At 47.8% G+C, this 21,473-nt stretch carries 19 protein-coding genes and 1 tRNA gene; 1 reads left to right on the top strand and 19 read right to left on the bottom strand.

Going from position 1 to position 21,473, the window contains the following annotated elements; translation table 11 throughout:
- Positions 1-172: 172 nt before the first annotated feature.
- Positions 173-754: a LysE family transporter gene (locus tag NE619_RS06765; protein ID WP_256131632.1), complete on the bottom strand. Its 582-nt coding sequence runs from the start codon at positions 752-754 to the stop codon at positions 173-175.
- Positions 755-921: 167 nt separating this feature from the next.
- Between NE619_RS06765 and NE619_RS06760 the strand changes: the two genes are divergently transcribed.
- Complete coding sequence (locus NE619_RS06760) at positions 922-1,464, top strand: XRE family transcriptional regulator (protein ID WP_330640678.1); 543 nt, start codon at positions 922-924, stop codon at positions 1,462-1,464.
- A 17-nt stretch (positions 1,465-1,481) separates the two neighbouring features.
- Here the strand turns inward: NE619_RS06760 and NE619_RS06755 are convergent, their stop codons facing one another.
- The 18 genes from NE619_RS06755 to NE619_RS06670 all read right to left on the bottom strand — a co-directional run bounded on the left by NE619_RS06755 (position 1,482) and on the right by NE619_RS06670 (position 20,832).
- Positions 1,482-2,852 (bottom strand): sigma-54 interaction domain-containing protein, encoded by a 1,371-nt coding sequence (locus NE619_RS06755; protein ID WP_256131630.1) that lies wholly within the window; start codon positions 2,850-2,852, stop codon positions 1,482-1,484.
- A gap of 35 nt (positions 2,853-2,887) precedes the next feature.
- The gene (locus NE619_RS06750; protein ID WP_256131629.1) at positions 2,888-4,039 is read right to left on the bottom strand and encodes an aminotransferase class V-fold PLP-dependent enzyme; all 1,152 of its coding nucleotides are present in this window, start codon (positions 4,037-4,039) and stop codon (positions 2,888-2,890) included.
- Between the two features lie 11 nt (positions 4,040-4,050).
- A complete protein-coding gene (locus NE619_RS06745) occupies positions 4,051-4,962 on the bottom strand; it encodes a selenium metabolism-associated LysR family transcriptional regulator (protein WP_256131628.1) in 912 nt (303 codons plus the stop codon).
- 1 nt (position 4,963) lies between these two features.
- Positions 4,964-6,883, bottom strand: a complete 1,920-nt coding sequence (selB, locus tag NE619_RS06740; protein ID WP_256131626.1) for a selenocysteine-specific translation elongation factor — start codon at positions 6,881-6,883, stop codon at positions 4,964-4,966.
- Positions 6,880-8,289 (bottom strand): L-seryl-tRNA(Sec) selenium transferase, encoded by a 1,410-nt coding sequence (selA, locus tag NE619_RS06735; protein WP_256131624.1) that lies wholly within the window; start codon positions 8,287-8,289, stop codon positions 6,880-6,882. Before selA ends, selB begins: the two co-directional genes overlap by 4 nt.
- 28 nt (positions 8,290-8,317) lie before the next feature.
- A tRNA-OTHER gene (locus tag NE619_RS06730) sits at positions 8,318-8,403 on the bottom strand.
- Positions 8,404-8,647: 244 nt separating this feature from the next.
- A complete protein-coding gene (gene grdD, locus NE619_RS06725) occupies positions 8,648-9,760 on the bottom strand; it encodes a glycine/sarcosine/betaine reductase complex component C subunit alpha (RefSeq protein WP_256131622.1) in 1,113 nt (370 codons plus the stop codon).
- A 17-nt stretch (positions 9,761-9,777) separates the two neighbouring features.
- Complete coding sequence (gene grdC / locus NE619_RS06720) at positions 9,778-11,322, bottom strand: glycine/sarcosine/betaine reductase complex component C subunit beta (RefSeq protein ID WP_256131621.1); 1,545 nt, start codon at positions 11,320-11,322, stop codon at positions 9,778-9,780.
- A 71-nt stretch (positions 11,323-11,393) separates the two neighbouring features.
- Positions 11,394-11,855 (bottom strand): glycine/sarcosine/betaine reductase complex selenoprotein A, encoded by a 462-nt coding sequence (gene grdA / locus NE619_RS06715; protein ID WP_256131620.1) that lies wholly within the window; start codon positions 11,853-11,855, stop codon positions 11,394-11,396.
- Positions 11,856-11,949: 94 nt separating this feature from the next.
- Positions 11,950-12,267: a thioredoxin TrxA gene (gene trxA / locus NE619_RS06710; protein ID WP_256131619.1), complete on the bottom strand. Its 318-nt coding sequence runs from the start codon at positions 12,265-12,267 to the stop codon at positions 11,950-11,952.
- Between the two features lie 142 nt (positions 12,268-12,409).
- Complete coding sequence (locus NE619_RS06705) at positions 12,410-12,691, bottom strand: hypothetical protein (RefSeq protein ID WP_256131618.1); 282 nt, start codon at positions 12,689-12,691, stop codon at positions 12,410-12,412.
- A gap of 110 nt (positions 12,692-12,801) precedes the next feature.
- Entirely contained in the window at positions 12,802-13,740 is a 939-nt protein-coding gene (trxB, locus tag NE619_RS06700) for a thioredoxin-disulfide reductase (protein ID WP_256131617.1), read from the bottom strand.
- A gap of 19 nt (positions 13,741-13,759) precedes the next feature.
- Positions 13,760-14,128, bottom strand: coding sequence for a GrdX family protein (locus NE619_RS06695; RefSeq protein WP_256131616.1), 369 nt, complete (start codon positions 14,126-14,128; stop codon positions 13,760-13,762).
- A 603-nt stretch (positions 14,129-14,731) separates the two neighbouring features.
- A complete protein-coding gene (locus NE619_RS06690) occupies positions 14,732-15,841 on the bottom strand; it encodes an alanine racemase (protein ID WP_256131615.1) in 1,110 nt (369 codons plus the stop codon).
- Between the two features lie 19 nt (positions 15,842-15,860).
- Positions 15,861-16,988 carry a hypothetical protein gene (locus NE619_RS06685; RefSeq protein ID WP_256131614.1) on the bottom strand — a complete coding sequence of 376 codons (1,128 nt, stop codon included), beginning with the start codon at positions 16,986-16,988 and terminating at the stop codon, positions 15,861-15,863.
- Positions 16,989-17,119: 131 nt separating this feature from the next.
- Positions 17,120-18,322 carry a helix-turn-helix domain-containing protein gene (locus NE619_RS06680; RefSeq protein WP_256131613.1) on the bottom strand — a complete coding sequence of 401 codons (1,203 nt, stop codon included), beginning with the start codon at positions 18,320-18,322 and terminating at the stop codon, positions 17,120-17,122.
- A 233-nt stretch (positions 18,323-18,555) separates the two neighbouring features.
- Complete coding sequence (locus NE619_RS06675; protein ID WP_256131612.1) at positions 18,556-19,656, bottom strand: NAD/NADP-dependent octopine/nopaline dehydrogenase family protein; 1,101 nt, start codon at positions 19,654-19,656, stop codon at positions 18,556-18,558.
- A 36-nt stretch (positions 19,657-19,692) separates the two neighbouring features.
- The gene (locus tag NE619_RS06670; RefSeq protein WP_256131611.1) at positions 19,693-20,832 is read right to left on the bottom strand and encodes a hypothetical protein; all 1,140 of its coding nucleotides are present in this window, start codon (positions 20,830-20,832) and stop codon (positions 19,693-19,695) included.
- Positions 20,833-21,473 lie beyond the last annotated feature (641 nt).

The raw sequence follows: 21,473 nt of genomic DNA, 5'->3' as shown, positions 1-21,473 counted from the left end.
CTCCTTTTCAATAGTTGACATCGTCAACTTCTTTTAATATATCACACATAGTTGCTAATGTCAACTTTATTCAAGATATGACAATAGTAAAAATGCCCGTAAAACCGATAGAATAAGGCTTTGCGGACATATAAAAAGTTATAAACAGATAATCAAAAACTTATTTTAATACTTAAAGGAATAGCGAAACCGCGCAGTAAATAAGCAGAAGAGCCATAATTGTGTTTACCAGTCTCGTATGCTTGGAGAAGAGTTTGCAGAATGCCGCTCCGAACAACGCCCATATAAAAGAGCCCGAAGCTCCAATCAGCGAAAGTATCGCTGTGAATCCGATCAGAGCCGCGGCAGAATGATAAACCGGCAAGATATAAAGCGACATTGCCGTAATCGCATAAATGTAAATCTTGGGGTTGGCAAATTGCAATACCATACCTGAAAGGAAGCTGGCTTCCCTGCCGCCGTCGGCGCTTAATTCAGAAGAACTTTTCCAAACTTTCCATGCCAGGTACAGCATATAGACGGCGCCCAATATCTGCATGACGATTTTGACCTTCGGCAGAAACGAATAGAGCGTTGCGCTAAAAACGGTGCAAATGGACATAACCGCCGCGAATCCAACCAGTATTCCAAGATTAAAACGGACGCTCCGGCGGAATCCCAGCCGCATCGCGTTGCTCATGGAAAGCAGGTTGTTTGCTCCTGGCGTGTAGGCAGTAATAAAACAATAAATCAGAAAATCGTATAAATGAAACATCTTGAACCCCTCTATTTCAATCATAATTCAAAGCCTGGAATTGCCTTTACAAGCTTAACCCAAAAGTGTATAATGATACAAAATGAACATTATATTGCACATGTACGATATAATAATACAATTTGTACGATATATTGTCAATAAGGAGGGTGGTTTTTTTGGATTCAATGAATCAGATTGTTGCGAAAAACATTAAGCGGTTACGTGAAGAAAACAAATTAAGCATGGACGAGCTCGCGAAACTGAGCGGGGTCAGTAAGAGTATGCTTGCGCAAATTGAACGCGGCGATGGGAACCCAACCATATCCACGTTATGGAAAATCGCAAACGGAATGAAAGTGCCCTTTGACGCTTTAACGGTTCGCCCCAAAAGTCCGTATGAAATTGTAAAAACGTCAGACATCCAGCCATTGCTTGAGGATGGAGGAAAAGTAAAAAATTATTCGATTTTCCCAGACAACGAGAATCGCAGATTTGCGGTATATTATCTGGAATTAGACGAGGGCAGTTATTGGGAATCCGAACCGCACTTGAAAGGAACCATTGAATTTATTACCGTCTTCGCAGGTAAAATTGAGATTTGCGCTGACCGCCAAAGCTTTGCGGTTGAAAAGGGCGAAAGCATACGATTCAGAGCCGACGCCGTTCATTCATACAAAAATATCGGCAGTGAGCCGGCAGTGCTGCACATGATTCTTTTTAATCCTTGAGCCAGATGCGGCAAGCTTTATCTCAACCCATACTTATTGATTTTCCGGTTCAGCGTTGCTCTGGATACGCCCAGGGCCTTTTCCAGCTCCGCAGGATGCCGGTATTTTTCCATGTATTTTTTTATGAGATTTTTCTCCGTTATGGCCACCGCTTCCTCTAAATCCAGCCCTTCATACTGAAGATCGTCGATGCCGTCGCTGTCAAACAGCATGGCCGTCACGTCGTCTTCCTTAATCACGTCATTCTGGCTGATGAGCATGAGCCGCTCCACCACATTTTCCAGCTCACGGATATTTCCCGGCCAGGCGTAATTCTGCAATATTTTCATGGCCTGGGGCGAAAAACACTTTTCCCTGCCGTACTGCTTGTTGAGCTTGTCTGAAAAAAACTGCACCAGGGACATGATCTCTTCTTTTCGCTCTTTCAGCGCCGGTATTTTGATTGGGAAAACATTTAAGCGATAGTAAAGATCGGCTCTGAATTCGCCCTGCTCCACCTTTTGCAGTAAGTCTTTGTTGGTGGCGGCTATGATCTGCACGTCAATTTTTATGGGCTCGCTGCCGCCCACACGGATGATTTCGTTCTCCTGAATTGCCCGCAGCAGCTTTACCTGAAAGCCCAATGACACCTCACCGATTTCATCCAAAAACAGCACGCCTTCATGGGCCAGTTCGAAGAAGCCTTTTTTCCCTGCGTCATTTGCCCCTGTGAAAGCGCCTTTCTCATAGCCGAACAGCTCCGATTCCAGCAGGGTTTCCGGGATCGCGCTGCAATTGACAGCGATAAAGGGCTTTCCCTTCCTCTTGCCGCTGCTGTAGATCAGCTTTGCGATTACCTCTTTACCCGTGCCGGTGTCGCCCTGAATCAGCACCCGCGAGTCAAAGCTGGCGGCTGTTATCGCCAGGTCCACAACCCTTCTCATCTGAGGGGATTCGGCAATGATATCGACGTTTTTCGTCATTTCCGCCCGGATATATAAAAGCTCCTGCTCGTATTTACTGTTCTTTTCAAGGCTTTCCTCGAGCTCCCTTTCGATGGCCTCCAGGGTGTGTATTTCCCGTTCGCAGCAAACCACCATTTTCACTGTTCCGTTTTCCATATAAGGCATGGCGGTGGTTAAAAGATCGGTTTCCTCATACTGAAACATGCTCACCGGCTTTTTTTCTTCGATCACCCGCAGAGCCGCCGAATCCCGGTATATGCCGGCCTCAATGAGCTCTCGCATGTTCCTGCCTATGATGTTTTCCCGCTTCTGACAGCCTAGACTGTTGGCGTTCAGGTCAATTACCGTCCCTTCGCCGTCTGTAATGAAAATACCATCGTCAATGCACTCTATGATGGCCCTGGCGTACTTCTTTTCATTTTCCGTAAGCTTATTAAAATCCATGCCGCACCTCCATGATTGCGTCATCGCCGGCCTGTTCAGCCGCATAAAATCCGATTGAGCGCGCCGGCTGCAAATCTTATCTCAGTAATGGTATTAAAGCAGCCAAAGGAAAAGCGGACCGTGCCCTGAGGAAACGTGCCCAGCGTTTTGTGAGCGTGGGGCGCACAGTGAAGGCCGCACCTTGTCATGATCCCAAATTCGTTTTCCAGGCGAAAGGCCACCTCCGCGTTATCCTGATCCACAAAATCCAGAGATACCACCGAACATCTGTCATCGCCCGCCGGAAGCCCGATGAGCCTGACGCCCTTCATATTGCCTACCTCTTCCAGAAAAGCATCGGTAATGCGCTTTTTCTTCTCCATCATACTGACAAGGCCTTCCTTTTCAATATACGCAAGGGCATGTTTCAGTCCGATGATACCGGGGATATTCAGCGTACCCGGCTGGAATTTGTCCGGCAGCAGCTCCGGCATTTCCTCCCGGTGAGAAGCGCTGCCCGTGCCTCCCGAAAAGAGAGGCTCCATGGTTTCCGCCATGGTCCTGGAAAGAATCATTCCGCCGATTCCCTGAGGCCCCAGCAGAGCTTTATGTCCCGGAAAGATCAGTGCGTCCGCATTGCACTTCTGCATATCAATAACCGCGCTGCCCGCAGTCTGAGAAGCGTCGACGCAAAAGAAAATGCGGTTTTCCCTGCATATCCGGCCGATTTCTTCGATGGGGATCAAAGTTCCGCAGACATTGGAGCCGTGTATGGCGAGAACCAGCTTTGTTTCCGGCCTTATGAGCTTTCGGATTTCCTGCGGATCGAGCCGTCCTTTTTCATCGCACTGGGCCCGGCTCCACAAAACGCCTTTCGCCTCCAGCTGTGCCAGAGGCCTTACGACAGCATTGTGCTCCATGGATGTGGTTATGACATGGTCTCCTCTTTTCAGGAGGCCCTTTAATACCATGTTGAGGCCTATGGTGGCCCCCGGAGTGAAGATCACCTTTTTCACATCATCGCAGTGAAACAGCCTGCACACGGCTTCCCTGGCCTCAATGATCTCCCCCTCCAGGCTGTAAGCCTTGCTGTATCCGCCCCGGCTGATATTATATCCGTTGTAGTCGATATGTTTTCCCATCGCCTCTCCCAGCCCGGGCGCTTTGGGAAAGGAGGTGCTGCCATTATCAAAATAAATCTGCTTCATTTTCCTGTCTCCTAATACTCGAATTCGTATCCGTACTTTTCAAGGACAAAGAACTTGAAGGTCTCCGCGGTGGGCGACATGGTGATCTTATCGTTATACACCATGTAAAACTCTCGCTCCACATCGTAGTCCTCGATGTCAAAGACCAGATAGCCTCTGTCCTCCCTGTTCCTGTCCGCCGCCACCTCGGAAATGATGGAAACACCCATGCCGCCTCTGACTGCCTGCTTGATGGCTTCCATACTGTTCATACTGGCCGCGATGTTGATCGAGGTGTGGGGGATTCCTTTGGCATCCAGTTCCCTTTCAAAATTTTCTCTTGTGGCCGAACCCTGCTCCCTCAAGAGGAAGGGTGCGCCCACCAGGTCCCTCATCCGCAGGCTCTTTCCCTCATGCTTATCAAAAAAACCGTTCTCCGGCGCTATGAGCACCGCTCTGTCCTTCATCAAAAGCTCATAGGTCAGCCCGTCATTTTCCCGATGCCCGGTAAATCCGATTTCACCCTTGTGAGCCTTTATATTATCCGCTACCGCAGAGCTGTCCGACTGCTCCAGACGAAATTTGGCTTTGCCGTATTCCTGTTTAAATTCAGCGATGAGGCCGGGCACGATGTACTCTCCCGGAATGCTGGAACTCTGTATGTCAATGGTACCGCTTATGTTCAGGGAAAAGTTCTGCAGCGAGTAAATGGCCTGCTCTCTGGTGTTGAGCATGGTAAGGGCGTAATTGTAAAAGAGTTTTCCCTCCGCTGTCAGCATGGCTTCCTTTTTCGTCCGATCAATCAATTGCAGCTTTAATTCCTTTTCCAAAGCGTTGACATGGGCGCTTATGGTGGGCTGGGTCAGAAAGGTCGCCTCCGCCGCTTTGGAAAATCCTTTGTACTTTATCACGTTTACAAATGCCTCTATCTGTCTGAAGTCCATATCATTTCTCCTGTCCGTAAAGCACTCTGAAATCTTCTGTCAGCTTTGTAATCTTGTTTTCATCCGCGTATTCCAGTATCATAACCGCGTATTTTCTCGATGTCCCGATCAGGTCCCGGTACTGCGCCAGGGTGATTTTCCCCTGGTTCTTGATGGTACTGATCAAAGTTTCCATGGCCGGTTTCAATGCCTGCGTATGAATGTAGTATTGGTAGTTAAGCCTTGTCAGTACGCCGCTGCCGCACATGGAATCCAGGAGCTGCCCCGCCAGCTTTTTATCCTTGGAATCCGCAGTCACCTCTTCTGTCAGCGGGGGTTCCAGACCTGCCGCAAGATACACGGCCTCGAAGGCATCGGCTGCTTTCTTCTGCTCCGGCGTATATGCCACCTGGAACTCTTTCAGAGAAATCATTCCCGCCTTTTCTTTTATCCCTCCGCTGTCCAAAAGCTCCGCGACCAAAAGCTCAAGCTTTTTCACATCTTCCGTGCGAAGCAGTTTTTTCAGCTTTGCGCGAAACTCTTCTTTGAGCATGCCGCCGCTGACCGGGTTTTCTTTGTGATACGCAGCTAAAAGCGCCGCCGCCCGGTTTCCGGCCTGGTCCAGGTACGCCTGGTGCAGGAGGAAGTTTTCGCTGATCTTTTTAATGGTTTTTTCCGCAAGCAGGGCCGCGATCAGCGCTTCCGATTCTTCCTTTGTCCTGCCGAATTTTTTAATGATCTCCGTTAAATCCGCAAGACGGTCGCTTTCTTCTCTGAAAATCTGCGCCAATATCTCCTTATCGGTTCCGCTGTCCCGAATCTTGAGTCCGGTGATGGCCGCCTGGTCAAAGCGTTTTTTCTTTCCGGCCGCAGCGTTCAGTATCCTGCCGCCGCCGATGGTTTCCATGGGTGAGTAAAACCGCAGTATGAAACGGTCGCCTCTTTTGACGGCGATCTCCTCTTCAAACCGCAGCTGGGCGTAACAGCTCTGTCCTTCGCCAATGGCCTCTTCATCCAGAAGAACGGCCTTGCATAAAGCTTCTGCGGAGCCGTAATAAAAATGGAGCCGGCTGCCTGATTTGAGTATCCTGCCGGTGTTATCGAAGAGATCGATCTTTACATCTATGATACGCGTGTTTTCAAGGAGTCCCGAATAAGCGACCACATTCCCCCGTTCCAGCTCTTCTTTCTTGATTCCGGCCAGATTGATGGCTGTCCGCTGTCCGGCTCTCGCTTCCTCCACGGTGTTTCCATGGACCTGGATATTTCTCACCTTGGCCCTCTTTTGCTGAGGATAGATCATCACTTCATCCCCGGTCTTCACGGAGCCCTCCATCAGCGTCCCGGTAATGACCGTGCCGAATCCGGCGATGGTGAATACCCGGTCGATGGGAAGGCGCAGCAGGCTTTTATCTTCTCGCCTGTCGCCGCATTCCGCCGCCATTTCAAAAATCAGCTTCTTCAAGTCCCCGATACCCTGACCGGTATAGGAGGAAACTTCCATGATCGGCGCGTCTTCGAGAAAGGTACCGGCTACATGATCCTTGATGTCTTCTCTTACCACTTCCAGCCATTCGTCGTCCACCATGTCGATCTTGGTCATTACCACAATGCCTTTTTTGATCTTCAGCATTTTCAGAATTTCAAAATGCTCTTTTGTCTGGGGCATAAAGCCTTCGTCAGCCGCTACGATCAGCAGCACGATGTCGATGCCGCCTATCCCTGCCAGCATGTGCTTGACAAATTTTTCGTGGCCCGGTACATCAATGATACCGATGTCCATATCCAAATCGTTGGGGAGGTCCGCAAAGCCCAGTTCTATGGTTATGCCCCGCTGCTGCTCCTCCTTTAAGCGGTCCGTATTGATATCCGTAAGCGCTTTGATGAGACAGGTTTTTCCGTGGTCGATATGTCCTGCTGTCCCGATTATTACATTTTTCATCTTCCCGGCCCTCCCATCGCTCTTTCCATTGCTGCCATGGCATCGGCGATGACAGGCAGTTCCTCATCGCTGACCGTTCTCATGTCAAAGTGGACTGCGTCCTTTATGATTCTGGCGATAACCGGCACTTCATTCTTCCTCAGAAAGCGCTCTATTTTTTCCGCCGGCACTTGCGAAGTTATCTTTACCGCAATGCCCGCCAGCTCTGCGGTAGGAGCGCTGCCGCCGCCCACCTGCTCCGTGGCCTCCACCACCTGACATGTGAACAGCTTTGCATCGCCTAAAAGCGTTTTTAACTCTTCGCCCCGCGTTTTCATGGAAGCTAAATCCTGGGTCAACATCCTCAGAGTCGGTATTTCCTCTCTGGCTTTGTCTTTGTCTAGATAGGCCCGACAAGTTGCTTCCAGCGCGGCCAGGGTCATTTTGTCGATCCTCACGACTCTCGCCAGCGGGTGACTTTTCATCTTATTGATTAAACTGGTTTTCCCCGCTATGATGCCCGCCTGGGGGCCGCCCATGAGCTTGTCGCCGCTGAACAGTATCACATCTATGCCTGTTTTGAGGCTTTCGCCCACCGTAGGCTCGTGGATGCCGTAGTGGCTCAGATCCATCAAAAGGCCGCTGCCCATATCGTATATAACGGGTAGCTTCGCTTCTTTTCCCAGAGCCGTCAGCTCCTGCAAATCAGCCTCTGCCGTAAATCCCACGATCCGGTAATTGCTGGTGTGGACCTTCATGATGGCGGCAGTCTCTTCGCTTATGGCGTTCCTGTAGTCTGCGGGTTTGGTCTTGTTGGTGGTTCCCACTTCAATGAGTTTTGCTCCGCTCCTGGCCATGATGTCGGGAATTCGGAACGACCCGCCGATCTCTACCAGCTCGCCTCTGGAGACGATGACTTCTTTGCCCTCGGCAATGGCGGAAAGGCACAGCATGGTTGCCGCGGCGTTGTTGTTTACAACCATGGCTGCTTCCGCCCCGGTTATTTTGCAGATGAGCTTTTCCACATGGGAATGGCGGGAGCCTCTGGCTCCCTTTTTTACATTGTATTCCAGGTTCGAATATCCTTTGGCGATCTCCATGACATTTTCGCAGGCCGCGGAAGACAGCCCCGCCCGCCCCAGATTGGTATGGAGCACAACCCCTGTGGCATTTACCACCTTAATCAGGCTGCGGCGGTTCTTCTGCCTGATCCTGTCTGCGATCTTTTGGAAGAAATCCTCTTCACAGAAGGAAAGCTCCGGCTCCTCCGCCTGCAGGATATTCTCCCGTTCCTCAGCGATTATTTCTCTCACGGACTCTACGATCAGCTCTCTGGGCATGTCCTCAAAAAACCCAAATAGACGCTGGTCCTGCAGCGTCTGGTCTACTTTTGGAAGCTTTGATAAAAGCCTTTGCTTCTGTTCCATTTTAAAATCCTCCTAATCTGCAAGTTGATGGCGGGAGTATGCGGGAATCGAACCCGCCCGGGAAGTTTCCGCGGTTTTAAAAACCGGAAGGCACACCAGCGCCTGTCTGCTCCCATGTCTTGTCTGAGTACGGATGTTTGTTTGTTGAATAATCAAATTTGCGGCCAGGGTATTTCTTTTCTCCCATGGGTGCGGAAAAAACGAGGGAAACGGCAATTGGCCGCAAGCCCCGCAGATCCCCCGTTATTCCGGCTGACGCTTCTGCCAGCCTGACCCAAAGGAATGATTAAACGCGTTTTTCGGAGATGGACTCCGCAGTGTAAAGAAGGAGGACTTAACACCACAGGAAACACGTTTTTTAAATGTATTGTTTTTCTGTCAAAATCTCGATTGCTCTTTCTTTGTTTTCTTCGCTGATACGGACGATCGGTCCCGTGCAGCCCATGCCGCTTTCGGCGTATATCTTTTCCCGCCAGAGAGCCATTACCGCGTCTTCAAGGTCCATGACTTCGATCCCCGGGATCTGGGCAGTAACGATTTCTTTCGGCGGAGCCTCCACTTCGCCCTCATCTGCCGCCCCGGCCTTTGGCGCCGAGAATTCTTTTAAGATCTGATCCAGTCCCGCTTTTTTCGCCTTCTTGAATTCTTCCTTCGCGATGCGGTTCATGCCGTTTTTCAGAAGGTTTGCCGCGTATTCCACGGCTCCGGCGATCAGCGGTGCTCCCGATGCTCTTGAAATAATCATGATGGTCTTGTCAAAATCCTCGCCTACTCCCGGTCCGTAGCCCCAGCCCAGGGCTTCATATCCGCCGCCGGTCGTGTAGGAGGAAAAGATTTTTACCATCAGATTTCCCGTAAGGGAATCCATTACCATCACATCCGGCGTGCCCTGCAGCAGGTCGTTTCCTCGCATCACGATGCCGCCGTCCGCTCTTTTGGACTGGGCAAAGTTAATCGGGTATCCGCCTTCTGCCAGCTTGCTCAGTGCTTTCTCACACTGCCGTGCTCCGTCTATGTTGGCAATTCCCACCGTTGGATTTTCAACACCGTCAGCCTTGGCCGCGATGATTCCGTATACGGCGTTTTTGATCATTGCGCAGACCCGGTCCGTGTCAGCGGTGCCTGTGGTCGTGGCAAGATACATGGTTTTTCCCTCAGCGGGCGTTACGACTTTTCCCACTGTGGATACGCCAATGGGGAAGGGATAGTGCATGGTCACCGCCCCGTCAATTTCTCCTGCTTCCAGCCTTTTTTCCATTTCATCGTGGGCATCTTCCCCTTGTATCAGTACGGCTTTCAGACCCTTTGCCTCCGCCAGCTTTATCGCCTGCAGCAGGTTTTCTTCGCCATGCTCGCTGCCGTCGGCCGCGATTCCTATGGTAAATTTTTTACCGTAATCGCCCGATTCTATGCCATCGGCTATGTCAATGAAGGTCTTTGCGATCATTTCTTTTATTTTCTGCTCTGACATCGTCTTCTCCTTTCCGCTTATTTGCTGAGAAGACTTCCGGCAAATTCCCGCATGGCTTCTCCGATCAATTCCTTGATTCTTCCTTCGTCAATACCTGCCGTTTCTCCTGCGCCGCTTCCATCGTTTGCTTCGATGACAAAGCTCACGCCGTCGAAGAGGTTGGTCATCCGTCCAAGGAAGAGGCTTCCTTTGCCGATAATCATCGCTCTTTTTATCTTGCCTGCCAGCATGTCTTCTCTGGCAAAGCCCAGATAAGGCACTCCCGATGGGATATGGCCCTGCGTAGGCGCCCAGCCTGTCAGCCCGTGGTCTTTTACAAACTGCGGAATTGCTTTTCTTTCAATTTCGCCTCTTTTTACGCCCAGAGCCGCGATCATTTTGTAGTTGGCTTCCGGAACATCGCCTGCTCCCGCCGGTTTTGTAATATCCGGGTTCTGCATTTCCGGTGAAAACTTATCTATGTCCGTGAGCTTGAGGCCCGCTTCATCCAGAGGATTTGTCACCAGCGATCCGATTACCGCCTGCGGGGAAGATCCGGTTCCCACGGTATGTTTTCCTACGATGTCTGTGCGGATCTGCGGACTTACGCCGTCATCTGCTGTGATGAGTACGGAAAAACCCGCGATTGCGTCTTCCAGAATGGGCATGTCTTTTTTCACATGGTCTTTTCCGTTCATTCCCAGCTTGGCCGTGCATCCGCCTGCGGTTACGGCTACTGCCTTAAAGGTTCCGGCCTTTACAAGGGACGCCGCGTTTAAAAGCGCGTGGGCCGGCCCGGCGCAAAAGCCTCTGGCATCGGAACCGGTGGCGTTTACAAGCCCTGCCACTTCTGCCGCCGCCTTTGCGAAGTTGCCGCCGCCTCTCTGATTCATGTCTCCGCATGCTTCCTCGCAGCAGTCGATTACGTATTCGATTTCCGACGGGTCAATGCCGGTTGTTTTTACAAGGTGCAAGAGGGACAGAACGCTGGATGCCTTTGTCACCAGGTTTTCCAGCATAACATGGGCCGACAGGTTCACGTCTATGTCGTGGGCCCGTTTTACTGCTCCCACCAGCTTTCCGTCATGGTAAAGAGGCTCCGCGTGCTCCTCTTTTACCAGCTTTGCTATTTCTTCCTGCGTATCTTCGTTTTTATCTAAAATCGCTGCTCTTTCCACTCCGATGAGCCCATGAGCCGCCAGTTTTTTTCCTGTTTCTTTTGCAAAAGCTTTTTCCAGTTTTACCAGGTCGAACACATCGCAGATCTGAATGAGTCCGATGAATTCATCCTGGGGCATGATTTCTCCGTATTTGCCTTCTCTTTTGCCTTCTGTTTTCTTGTCATACCACGGAAACTCTTCCGCTGCCAGATCTTCCGGCGTTTTGTTTCCTATGTATACCTGATTCGGCAGATAGCTGACCGCGTCTTCGTAGCTTCTCAGGTGCTTTGGTAATTCCTTTAAATATTCCGATTCCGGATTTACTGCTTTCTCTGTTGTCTGTGTGGTGCCGCTTCTTAAAACCATATCTGGTGTGATTGCCAGTGTGTAGCTGCTGCCCTTTAGTACTGCATATCCGCCCATTTATTTCTCCTCCATCGTTTTTAGTAAGAAGCCGCCCTTTTTTCTGAGGCGGCTTCCCGCTTGTTTTTAATCTACAGCTGATCTCTGATCGCAGTCATTTCACTGATAATGTCATCAACGTCAAGTACCATTTCCATCATGCTGATCTGCTCTTCATAGACAGCGTCATCTACTTCTGCCTTAACCTCAGGTTCACAGATGTGGTATACTGAGAGTCCCAACGAGACTCCTGCTAAAGGACCTGCATAGGTTGGATCTCCGAGAGTTACGGTTTCTGCTGCTAAGCCGGCGGCTTCTCCTTCCGCGGCTCCTAACAGAACGACTAAGTCTTCCTTACCATACTGGTCGTGGAATTCTTTTACTCTCTTCTGATTCTCCAGGTCCATAGCGCCTGCGGCGGTTCAAACGAAGCATTCCGTTGATGAGAATACAACTTCTGCTCCTGCGCTCTTGGCGCATTCTTCAATCGCAGGGCCCGGAATACCGTCACGGTCTCCGATGATGACTACTTTCTTGTCTTTTAACAATGCCATTTTGTTGTCCTCCTTTCTTTCCTTTTCTTGCTGCGGCGCATCAATGATCTTCGATACGCCGTGCTATATATACATAAATTTATATATATCTGAATTAAATATATTTCTGGATCATCTCTTCCACGGCTTCTGCTGTGGCATCATCCTTCACCAGTTCTTCCACCTTGTCGCCGTCTTTGTAAATGGCGATAACCGGCAGGCCCATGATCTTCTGGCTGATGGCCAGTCTTCTTGCCGCTGTTGTGTTCAGCTTGCAGAACTTGATCTTGTCGCCGTACTTCTCAGCGAAACCTTCGATATGCGGCATGAGCGCCTGGCACGGCACGCAGCCGTCTCCGAAGAAATCAACCAATACCACGCCTTCCGCCTGTAATACTTCCGGTTCAAATGTTTTTTTGTCACAAATAATCATGTTTTTCTCCTTTTCTCTTTCTTTTTTTGTTTTGGGTTGTAACTTACGAGCTGCATCATGTGGCCTGCGACCAAGAAGCTTCTTTGGGGGCAATGGTCGCGGGATTTGCCGGCAAACTTGGGGTTTGGTCGCAAACCCCAAGTTATTCGCTGCTCTCTGCCGCATCCGGGCGGCGTTCTGCCAATTCTACTAATTCTGTCAATCCTGCCAGGTAAGAAACGTCCATATTTAGTTTCGCATTGTAACGCATTAAATCGTTTCCGGATCTTTCATTGAAAAAAAGAGGCAAAAGCGGATCTTTTTTCAACGTTTCTTGCTCTTGCTGGCCAATTTCAAGTGGAAATTTCCGAAAAACAAATCCGTAAAACCCGCAAACCCACATTTTCTGTCCGCTCCGCTCCAATTTCAAAGCAAAAAGCGCCAAGCCATCTTCTTGTCATGCCATCTTCTTGCCAAACTATCTTATTGTCAGGCCATCTTCTTGTCAGAGCCTTCGTAAACGTCAATCCGGGCAGAACGCCCCTTGCAGCCGAACTACTCGTTCTCTTCGATGTACTTGCCTGCCTGTACGGCTGCGATTGCTCCGTCAGCCGCGGCGGTTACCACCTGCCGCAGGCTTTTAACACGAATGTCTCCTGCCGCGTACACGCCTTCTACGTTTGTCTTCATATCGGCGTCGGTAACGATGTATCCGTTTTCCATTTCCACTTTGCCTTCAAAGACTGCGCTCTGCGGTTTAAAGCCAATGAACACGAATACGCCGAAGGTGCCGTCTTCTTCATCTGCTTTCACTTCCGTAAGCTCTTTGGTCTTTACGTTTTCCACTACCATGGATTCCAGCAATCCGTCGCCTTTCAGCTCTTTCACGACGCTGTCCCACATAAAGGCAATTTTTTCGTTTGCGAAGGCCTTTTCCTGTATGGATTTCGCTGCTCTGAGGGCGTCCCTTCTGTGGATGATCGTTACTTTTCTCGCGAATTTTGTCAGGTAAAGCGCTTCCTCCACCGCAGAATCTCCTCCGCCCACCACGTACACCTCGAAATCCTCGAAAAATGCCGCATCGCAGGTGGCGCAGTAGGATACGCCTTTTCCTGTAAATTCTTTTTCTCCCGGACAGCCGATAGGCACAGGGGATGCTCCGGCTGCGATGATTACGGTTTTGGCCCTGTATGTATCTTTCTTTCCTTTAAGGATTTTTTCCTTACCGCCAAGATCCATATCTTCGATGGTGTCCAGGACTTTTTCGGCCCCAAACTTGTCCGCCTGTCCGCTCATTCGGTCGATCAGCGTGGGGCCTGATTCCTCTTCCAGCCCTCCGGGATAGTTTTCGATTTCCGCGGTCTGTACGATCTGCCCGCCCTCTTTATCCTTTTCGATAATCAGAGTGGACAGCCTTGCTCTTCCTGCGTATAGGGCTGCCGACAGTCCTGCGGGGCCTCCGCCGATGATTACTACATCGTATAATTTGCTCATTGTTTTCTTGTCCTCTCTTTCAGATTTTTAAAGCTGTCTTAGTAAGCGAGCAATCCAGAATCCGAAAATCCTCGTTTAAGCTCTCGCTGTTGTTTTCATATTGGTCCATTCGTCTGCCGTTAAGCACGGAATAATCCGCGATTCGTTCCCAGTCCGCAAGCTCTGCGTCCCGTCCCCTTTCCAATATGATCGTCAAATAGGGAAACGGTCTGGCCCGCCTGCCGCCCATTGGGTCGGCTGCTAAGAAATGATTGCCCTTTGAGAAGAATTCCTCGCACATGGAAAGTACGGCCTGCACACTGCCGTCAATAAAGTGCAGTTCATGGCCTGTCCGTTCTTCGACCAGCTCCCTGGTCATCGGGTTGTTTGTCAGGATAATGTAATTCATGGGCTTTTCTTTCACCTGCCTTATGTATTTTGCATCTGTACATGGGTCAATTGCTTTCTTCATTATGTTAATGCAAATATAGTGCCATTTCTTGAATCCGCAAGAATGGCAGCTTTCACAGGACTGGCACTCGGCGGCCTGCGCATTTTTGATCGAACCTGCTCAAAATCGAGGAGTTCCTGTGCGGGGCGCTGCTCCTTGTGTCTAACGGCCTTGCATTAATATTATTAGCAAGTCCTGTGCCATTTTCTGATTTGTATTATCAATATATCGCAGTTCCTTTATAATTATTGGAAATGCTTGACCGCGGGTTTTCCGCCGGCTCTCTCGAGGTTCCACATTCCAACCCTTATAGCAATGCGGCGGATTTCTTTTTAGAAAATTCCATTTGAGTGGTTTGAAAAAAATTTGTATCGGCGCTTACTTATATGGTTAAAAAACAGGCAATTTCCGGTTGTTCGAACCCATTTGTTATTGCGCTATCGCAACGGGTGCGTTTTTGCACCTTTTAGCAGAATACAGCTCCGTCTTATCCGCCGCCGCTCTATGGAACACAAAAAAGCAGAAGGTAAAATACCTCCTGCTCTGTTAATCAAAAATAGTTTAATAGGAACGTCCTCTGGCGCAGACGGGCCATACAGCTTCAACGATACCGTTTCTTACGCCAAAGAGGTTGTCGTGCAAATTGACGGTTGTGCAGCAGTGACTCGGTATCACCAGCATCGTATCGCCAACCGCACAGTCTTTTAGTTTTTCAGTCATATCTACCAGACAATGTTCTTCATTCAAATCCATCCCTGTCTGGGGGTCATCCAGCAAAAGAGGTTTGCCCTGGTCGTTGGTGATCGACTTTTCCCCTGCCGTCAAGACGATTCTATCGCCATAGATGCTGCAGATTTTCGTCACTATGTACAAGCTCTGCTTAAAGGGCAATCCAATCACCTCCGGATCGTAAGCGCTTTCCATGAAAACATAGGACCCTGCCTGAACCTCGGTCATCCCCTGCGGAATCTGCGTCGCATATTTTACCGTACTGGTGCTGACCCCGGAAAGGATGTCCACTTGAATTCCTGAATCTTCCAGATATTTTTTTACCTCTGTCGCAAAGCCTGTCGTTTCCTTTGAGAATGCTTTCTTGCTCTCTTCTGAAAAACAGTCATCCGGAAATCTCCCTTCATATGCCTGCATTCCTTTAAAGATTAAATTGGTTTTCTGGCACACATACCTGGCTAATTCTAAAGTTTCTTCGGCGGTTCTGACGCCGCACCGGTCCTGAACGATATCCAGTTCCACCAGGACAGGAATTTTAGCGCCAAAGGCCCCCGCCCAATAATCCAGGTCATCGATATTTTTTTTCTGATCCACGCACACCATCACTTCACTGTATCGGTTCAGGCCGGCGAGAACCTTGATCTTAGGTTCCGAAACAATCTGATTGGCAATCAGTATGTTTTTAATACCGGACATTGCCATGACTTCCGCTTCCCCTATCTTGGCACACGTTATACCTGCGGCGCCGGCAGCGATCTGCATATTGGCGATAGCCGGACATTTATGGGTCTTAATATGGGGCCGCAGCACGCAGGACGTGTTATGACTGATATAGTCCTGCATTAAGTTTATATTGTAGTCCAGCTTATCCAAATCAACGATAAGACACGGATCCGGTAGTTCCTGGTAGTGTTTGCCTACATAACTTTCGCTGATTAACATTTTATTTCAGCACCCCTTTCTATACGTCAAGCTTGTCTGGCCCTGCTTTTTTTGTTTTAATGGTAACGGTAAAGAAATTGTAGAGAAGGCCGGCCAATATCACAAATCCGAAATATCCGGTAAATGGATACAGGAAGTTTACAAGACCGACAAAGCCGCCATAGCTGCACAGATAAGCGACGATGGTAATAATAACGAGCATAACGGGTTTGCTCATTTTTATATTGATTTTCGAATCCTTCAGTCTGTTCAGTTGTATGTCCAGTGCAAAGAGACTGGCCGCCGCCGTTGTATAAACTGCCAGGAAAAGGGCAATCGCATACACCGCTCCTGCCACGGGAGATAAGTTTTGAGCCATAACAGCCGTTGGCATATCCACATCTTTTACAAGATTGTAATTTTCCATAATGGCTTTACAGCAAATAATTGCCATGATACATACTGTTGCTCCGGCGATCAGAGAACCCCAGATAATGGTCCTGTCGTTCTTTGCCAAAGGTCCCAGAGGTGCTACAACCGCAATGCCGCAGAGCATGTTGTAGGAAAGGTAGAGCAACGCGGAAAGGAACCAGTTCTGCAGAAGACCGTTCGTCGATACCGGGTTAAACTCCGCGGACGTATCCACCGGATTAAAAAGAAGATAGATGCAAATTATTACAGACGATACGACAAGAATCGGCACCGCAATACTGAGACTGTTGACAAATCCCCGGGTGCCAAACATGACAGACAGTAACGTAATAACAGCCATAAAAACAGAGCCGATGATCGTTGGGATGCCAAACTGCATTTCCAGTATGGATGCTCCCGCCGCATACATGATTGGCAGACACCCAAACAATCCGAGAAAGATTATAACCGCATTGGAAAACCATCTGAAATATTTATTGTTCTTTGGGGCAAAGACCGCGTCATAATACGGAGAATCCATTCTCCTGGCGGTAAGCGCGCCCATGACCCCAAGCATGAAATAACCGAAACCGACAATCACAATTCCGATCAGACCTTTAGTTCCAAAATTGCCGAAAAAAGACATCAGCTCCTGACCGGAAGCAAATCCCGCTCCTACCTGCATTCCGATAAACGGCGCCGCAATTCCTAATACACCGACTTTGACTGCTGCTGGAACACTGGTTTTTTTGTTCATCGAATTCCTCCTTTCAAAGTTCATTTTGTTTGTCTAAATCATATAACAGCAGTGATATCGGGACAATTGTATGAAATTTCAAAAAAATTAGTGTTTTATTGTAGGTTCCTACAAAGATTCTTCATAGCAAATTATATATCATCATTCTCTATCAACATCTCTCTGATACATTTTTTTATTTTATATAATCTCACAATTATATACATTTCTATATAGTAGCTTTCTGAGTCTTCCATGGCAAACATTTTTTTAATGCGATCTATCCGGTAGCGAATTGTATTTTCATGCTGGAACATTTTTTGACTGGTGAGCTTTATACTTCCGTTGCTTTCAACGAAAGTGAGCAGAGTTTTAAACATGAAAGAATTATGTCTGCTGTCGTATTGTGTTATCAGATCGATTTTTTCCTCATAGCTTTTAACAACACAGGGATTGTTCTGTATTGGTATCAATAATTTATCGGCTCCTATGGCATCAAAGGAACGTATTGTTTCATTATCAATCCTGCTGCTTATATTGGCAAAGATACTTTCTTTCATCGCTTCACTGATTGCATTGCGGTTTGTATAGTTTCTACTGACGCCTATATGGAACGCCTTCAGCTCTTCCAGCTGTTTTAGCAAATCGGAAATAGCCGCTGAAGTTCCCTTTTTATCTACTTCTCCCTCCGCATAAGAATAAGTGATTAAAATTCCGTTTCCTGCTTTTATGGTTGAATAATCGGCATTATCCGATTCCTTTTCTGAGACAATCCGAACAATATCCTCTTCCATGCGCCAGTCCTCATAAAGCTCTTTGTTTCCAACAATCAAACCGCAGCAATAGATGCAAATGAGATTTTTGTATATGCGCATTCCATTTTGCTCGATAAAATCATGAACCAGTTCCTTATTTTGCACATCGCCCAACAGCTCACGCGCCAGTCTGGCAGCAAACCGTTTATTGGCATCCTCGGCAATCTTTTTTCTTATAAAATAAATGATGTCTTCTGTGTATCCTTTTTTAAACAAAAAAATCGGCACACCGAAGGCATCTGCATTGGTTCTAATATTTTCCGGGATTTCATCGTAATATATGCTTCTGACCGCAATCGCTGAGACCCTCATATAAAAAAGAGTTTTGACGCATTCTTCCGTAAGTTTTTTATCCTCTTTCGCTTTTCTCAGTGTTGTTATGACAAAGTCGCCTTTCTTGAAAGTCTTTTTGATTTCCTCAGGAGTTTCCCAATCAAAGATTGCATTGCCTGTCACAATATTATTTAAGCCCTTTTCACCTGCAACAAGTTTAAAATCCTCAAACAATTCATCCTTTAGTATTCTTTTTACAGTAATCATATGTGCCTTTCCATATAATCTTTTACGTTATATGAAACTCCTTTCCATTTGAAATAAAATGATTATAGCATAAGTATTATTTTTTTCAAACTACAGGATTTTTATTATTTATATTTTATATTGTTGGCACCTGCCCCGAGCAGCAAAAGAGGCCGGCCACAGGTACCTTATCCGTTACCTCGTGTGCCAGCCTCTTATCATCTGCTGTTTAACCTGATTAAATTTTCAAGAGCCTATTTTTCTCCGGTTTCACAATATTTCTTAATCTGATCTCTGGTTAAACCGGTAAAGCCCAGGTCGTCCAGGGTAACGCCCTCCTCCCACCAGTCGATTTCGTGGAAAACAGAGTACAGGTTTACAATGGAATCAATGGTAGGTGTGGATATTCCCACCGCTTTTGCGATATTGGACCAGGGAACGAGTCCGCACGGCGCATCTTCCGTTAAATATCTGCTGAAAATGTCGTTGGGTCCCTGTATCGGTGTCAAGCCGATGTCCCCGTGGGCCGCTCTGTACAGATCCTGCCATTCATACTCTTCTCCCCGTTCTTCGATATGCCGGATGTTGGGGAAGCAGTGGAAGGGGTTGACTTCATACCCGAACACTTTGGCCACGGCCTTTCTTTCCCTGTCGAGACTTACGCTGACCTTTATCGCCGAAGGCGTCAGCCCGTGTTCGTACAGGTAAAAGTCATTGTTTACATATTCGATCGGACCAGCGTTGAGAATGCAGGCTCCGCTGTGCAGCGCCGGATTTACAAGGGCCAGCCCACACTCCAAAACATCGTGAAACGTACCGCAGATATCGAACATATCGTTGAGCTCGGGCATTAATTCCGCTTCTGCGGCGGTGGGCAAAAATCCCAACTCTATTTTATCAAGCTCCAGAATGTTTACTTTACCCTGTTCCACCAGTCTTACGTCATACATCAGATTGTTGGCATCGACCAGCACCGGGCAGGGATCGTCGCCGATTATGTTCTTAATCTTAAGTGAAGCAAAAGCTCCCGGGATGGTCACGATTACCTGGTCAGCCGTAACCTTTCCTTTCAGCAGCCGGGCATAGTCGGTGTGAGCGAAGGCCGGAGTCAGTATAACAATGTATTTGACATCCTTAATCGCTTCTTCTATGTCGTCCGTAACCATGTTCATTTCAAAAGTTCCCTGAATTACGCCGATGGATGTAATGGTTTTTGTTTCAAAAACCTTTTTCATATTCTGCTTGAATCTTGGCATTTCATATAAATTTACGGAATAGCCTCTGTTGGTCAAATCAACAGCAAGGGCATGGGCTCCGTTTCCGCCGCCTAAGACAGCCACTGTCATTTTGTTCATTTGCGTTCCTCCTAACGATACAATTTCATTTGATCCCTATTTTGCTTGTTTCACTTCGTCTTTCGGTTCAGGAAGCGGATCTCCTGATTTGATCCCCCGAATTAGTTTGATATCTCTCCAGATGATGAACGCAAACTCAATAAAGCCAACATACCCGATCAGCGGATAAATGTAATTAATGAGCTGTTCAAACGGCAGCTGTCCTCCGAAGAAGCCCAATGCTGCGATAATTAAACAAATAATGGCGAACTTTACGGTCTTTTCCTTTGCCAGACGTGAGGCTACCGACCACATGAGAGGTACTGCTGTTGTGAAGATCGCCAGAATAAGAATGACTGCGTAAATAACGCCGAATACCGGAGATAATTCCTGCGCCATGGATAATGCCGGAATTGACATTTCTCCTACAATATCAATCTGTGAACCTTCTGCCAGTACCAGGAACAGGGTTCCGATTGTGAATAACACATTTCCTAAAATAGTTCCGGTAATAACCTCTGTCTTGTTTCTTGCTTTGGAACCCATCGCGGACATGAAGGGCAGGCACATTACAATGTTCCACAGCGCATAGAGTACGCCGGACATGAACCAGCTGCCGGAAGCCAGCAGAACGTCGTGGGTGGTAATGTAATTCTGCCAATTGGCAATATCAATTCCCTTGGTTGCCAGTACGCCGATGGCCATAATCATGGTTACGATAATAATTGCCGGTCCTATGAAACCGATGGTATCAATTACTCTTGCAAGGCCCAATAACACTACTGCTGTTACAACAACTGCGAAAACCAGGCATCCTACCCAGTTGGGCGTTCCGAACAGCTGACTGAGCGTTGAGCCGAATCCCGCGATCATGATTACCAGAGTCAGGAACATGAAAATGGGAATAAACCAGGATAAGAATGCGCCTACGTATTTTCCGCACAAGTTTTTGTAGGAATTCAGCCCCTGTTCGTCCTTGGACTCATTCCCCAGATTCATAATTGCCGCAGCTGTCCAGGCCCCGAGTATGCAGTTGACGATCATAACACCGATACCCTTTGTAAGCCCATAGTTTGTAAAGTACTGCATGATTTCCTGTCCTGTGGCAAATCCTGCTCCGATGAGGAATGCACAGAATGCACCCGCAAGCTTGATGACCATGCTGATGCGAACTTCGTTTTTTCCGATCTTTAACATTGCGTTTTCCTTTCTTAAATGTAATGAAAATATAAAATAACGATTACATTAAGTAATAAGCGCAATTCATATGCCAACAGGGCAAAATAGAATTTATTTTCTGAAAACTCCCGCTAACCCCTTAAATTTACACAGTTTTGGCCAATTACATTTTTTTGTATTTATAATTGAAAATTTGCTTTTCCGTTCTATTTCTTTGCAGTTCTACAATCGTTGCAAAAATGCACCCCAAAAAAAGAACAGCTTAACCTTCCTAGTTAAAGCTGTTTTGAGTCTGCTAAAAGCTTTTCATCATGGCGAAAAGCTTTTACTATTTTTTATCTTACAGAAGCACCGGCATTGCTGTAAGGTGCAGAATAAGTGAAAGATGCTCGACGTGGCTCGTATCGTATAACTTACGAGCCAGGTCGAGTAAGTTTCACGTATATTCAACCTCTCGGCGAAGCCGGTTAAATTGGTGAATAATATCGTATAACTTACGAACGTCCTGACAAAGAAATGGCCTGGCGCTTTTCGCTTTGAAATTGGACCAGAGCGGATAAAATATGTGGGTTTGCGGGTTTTATGAATTTATTTTGGGGAAATTTCCACTTCAGCTTGTCCAGGAAGTGTAAGAAACGTTGAAAAAAGATCCGCTTTTA

Origin of the sequence: Anaerovorax odorimutans, assembly GCF_024459955.1 — a bacterium.
Lineage (GTDB): Bacteria > Bacillota > Clostridia > Peptostreptococcales > Anaerovoracaceae > Hominibacterium > Hominibacterium odorimutans_A.
The sequence above is the reverse complement of the archived record's forward strand: the minus strand, read 5'-3'. Positions and strand labels throughout refer to the sequence as shown.

Coding starts and splice junctions, on each gene's coding strand:
- NE619_RS06765 (WP_256131632.1), bottom strand. CDS start 754: ATGTTTCATTTATACGATTTTCTGATTTATTGTTTTATTACTGCCTAC.
- NE619_RS06760 (WP_330640678.1), top strand. CDS start 922: ATGAATCAGATTGTTGCGAAAAACATTAAGCGGTTACGTGAAGAAAAC.
- NE619_RS06755 (WP_256131630.1), bottom strand. CDS start 2,852: ATGGATTTTAATAAGCTTACGGAAAATGAAAAGAAGTACGCCAGGGCC.
- NE619_RS06750 (WP_256131629.1), bottom strand. CDS start 4,039: ATGAAGCAGATTTATTTTGATAATGGCAGCACCTCCTTTCCCAAAGCG.
- NE619_RS06745 (WP_256131628.1), bottom strand. CDS start 4,962: ATGGACTTCAGACAGATAGAGGCATTTGTAAACGTGATAAAGTACAAA.
- selB (WP_256131626.1), bottom strand. CDS start 6,883: ATGAAAAATGTAATAATCGGGACAGCAGGACATATCGACCACGGAAAA.
- selA (WP_256131624.1), bottom strand. CDS start 8,289: ATGGAACAGAAGCAAAGGCTTTTATCAAAGCTTCCAAAAGTAGACCAG.
- grdD (WP_256131622.1), bottom strand. CDS start 9,760: ATGTCAGAGCAGAAAATAAAAGAAATGATCGCAAAGACCTTCATTGAC.
- grdC (WP_256131621.1), bottom strand. CDS start 11,322: ATGGGCGGATATGCAGTACTAAAGGGCAGCAGCTACACACTGGCAATC.
- trxA (WP_256131619.1), bottom strand. CDS start 12,267: ATGATTATTTGTGACAAAAAAACATTTGAACCGGAAGTATTACAGGCG.
- trxB (WP_256131617.1), bottom strand. CDS start 13,740: ATGAGCAAATTATACGATGTAGTAATCATCGGCGGAGGCCCCGCAGGA.
- NE619_RS06695 (WP_256131616.1), bottom strand. CDS start 14,128: ATGAATTACATTATCCTGACAAACAACCCGATGACCAGGGAGCTGGTC.
- NE619_RS06690 (WP_256131615.1), bottom strand. CDS start 15,841: ATGTTAATCAGCGAAAGTTATGTAGGCAAACACTACCAGGAACTACCG.
- NE619_RS06685 (WP_256131614.1), bottom strand. CDS start 16,988: ATGAACAAAAAAACCAGTGTTCCAGCAGCAGTCAAAGTCGGTGTATTA.
- NE619_RS06680 (WP_256131613.1), bottom strand. CDS start 18,322: ATGATTACTGTAAAAAGAATACTAAAGGATGAATTGTTTGAGGATTTT.
- NE619_RS06675 (WP_256131612.1), bottom strand. CDS start 19,656: ATGAACAAAATGACAGTGGCTGTCTTAGGCGGCGGAAACGGAGCCCAT.
- NE619_RS06670 (WP_256131611.1), bottom strand. CDS start 20,832: ATGTTAAAGATCGGAAAAAACGAAGTTCGCATCAGCATGGTCATCAAG.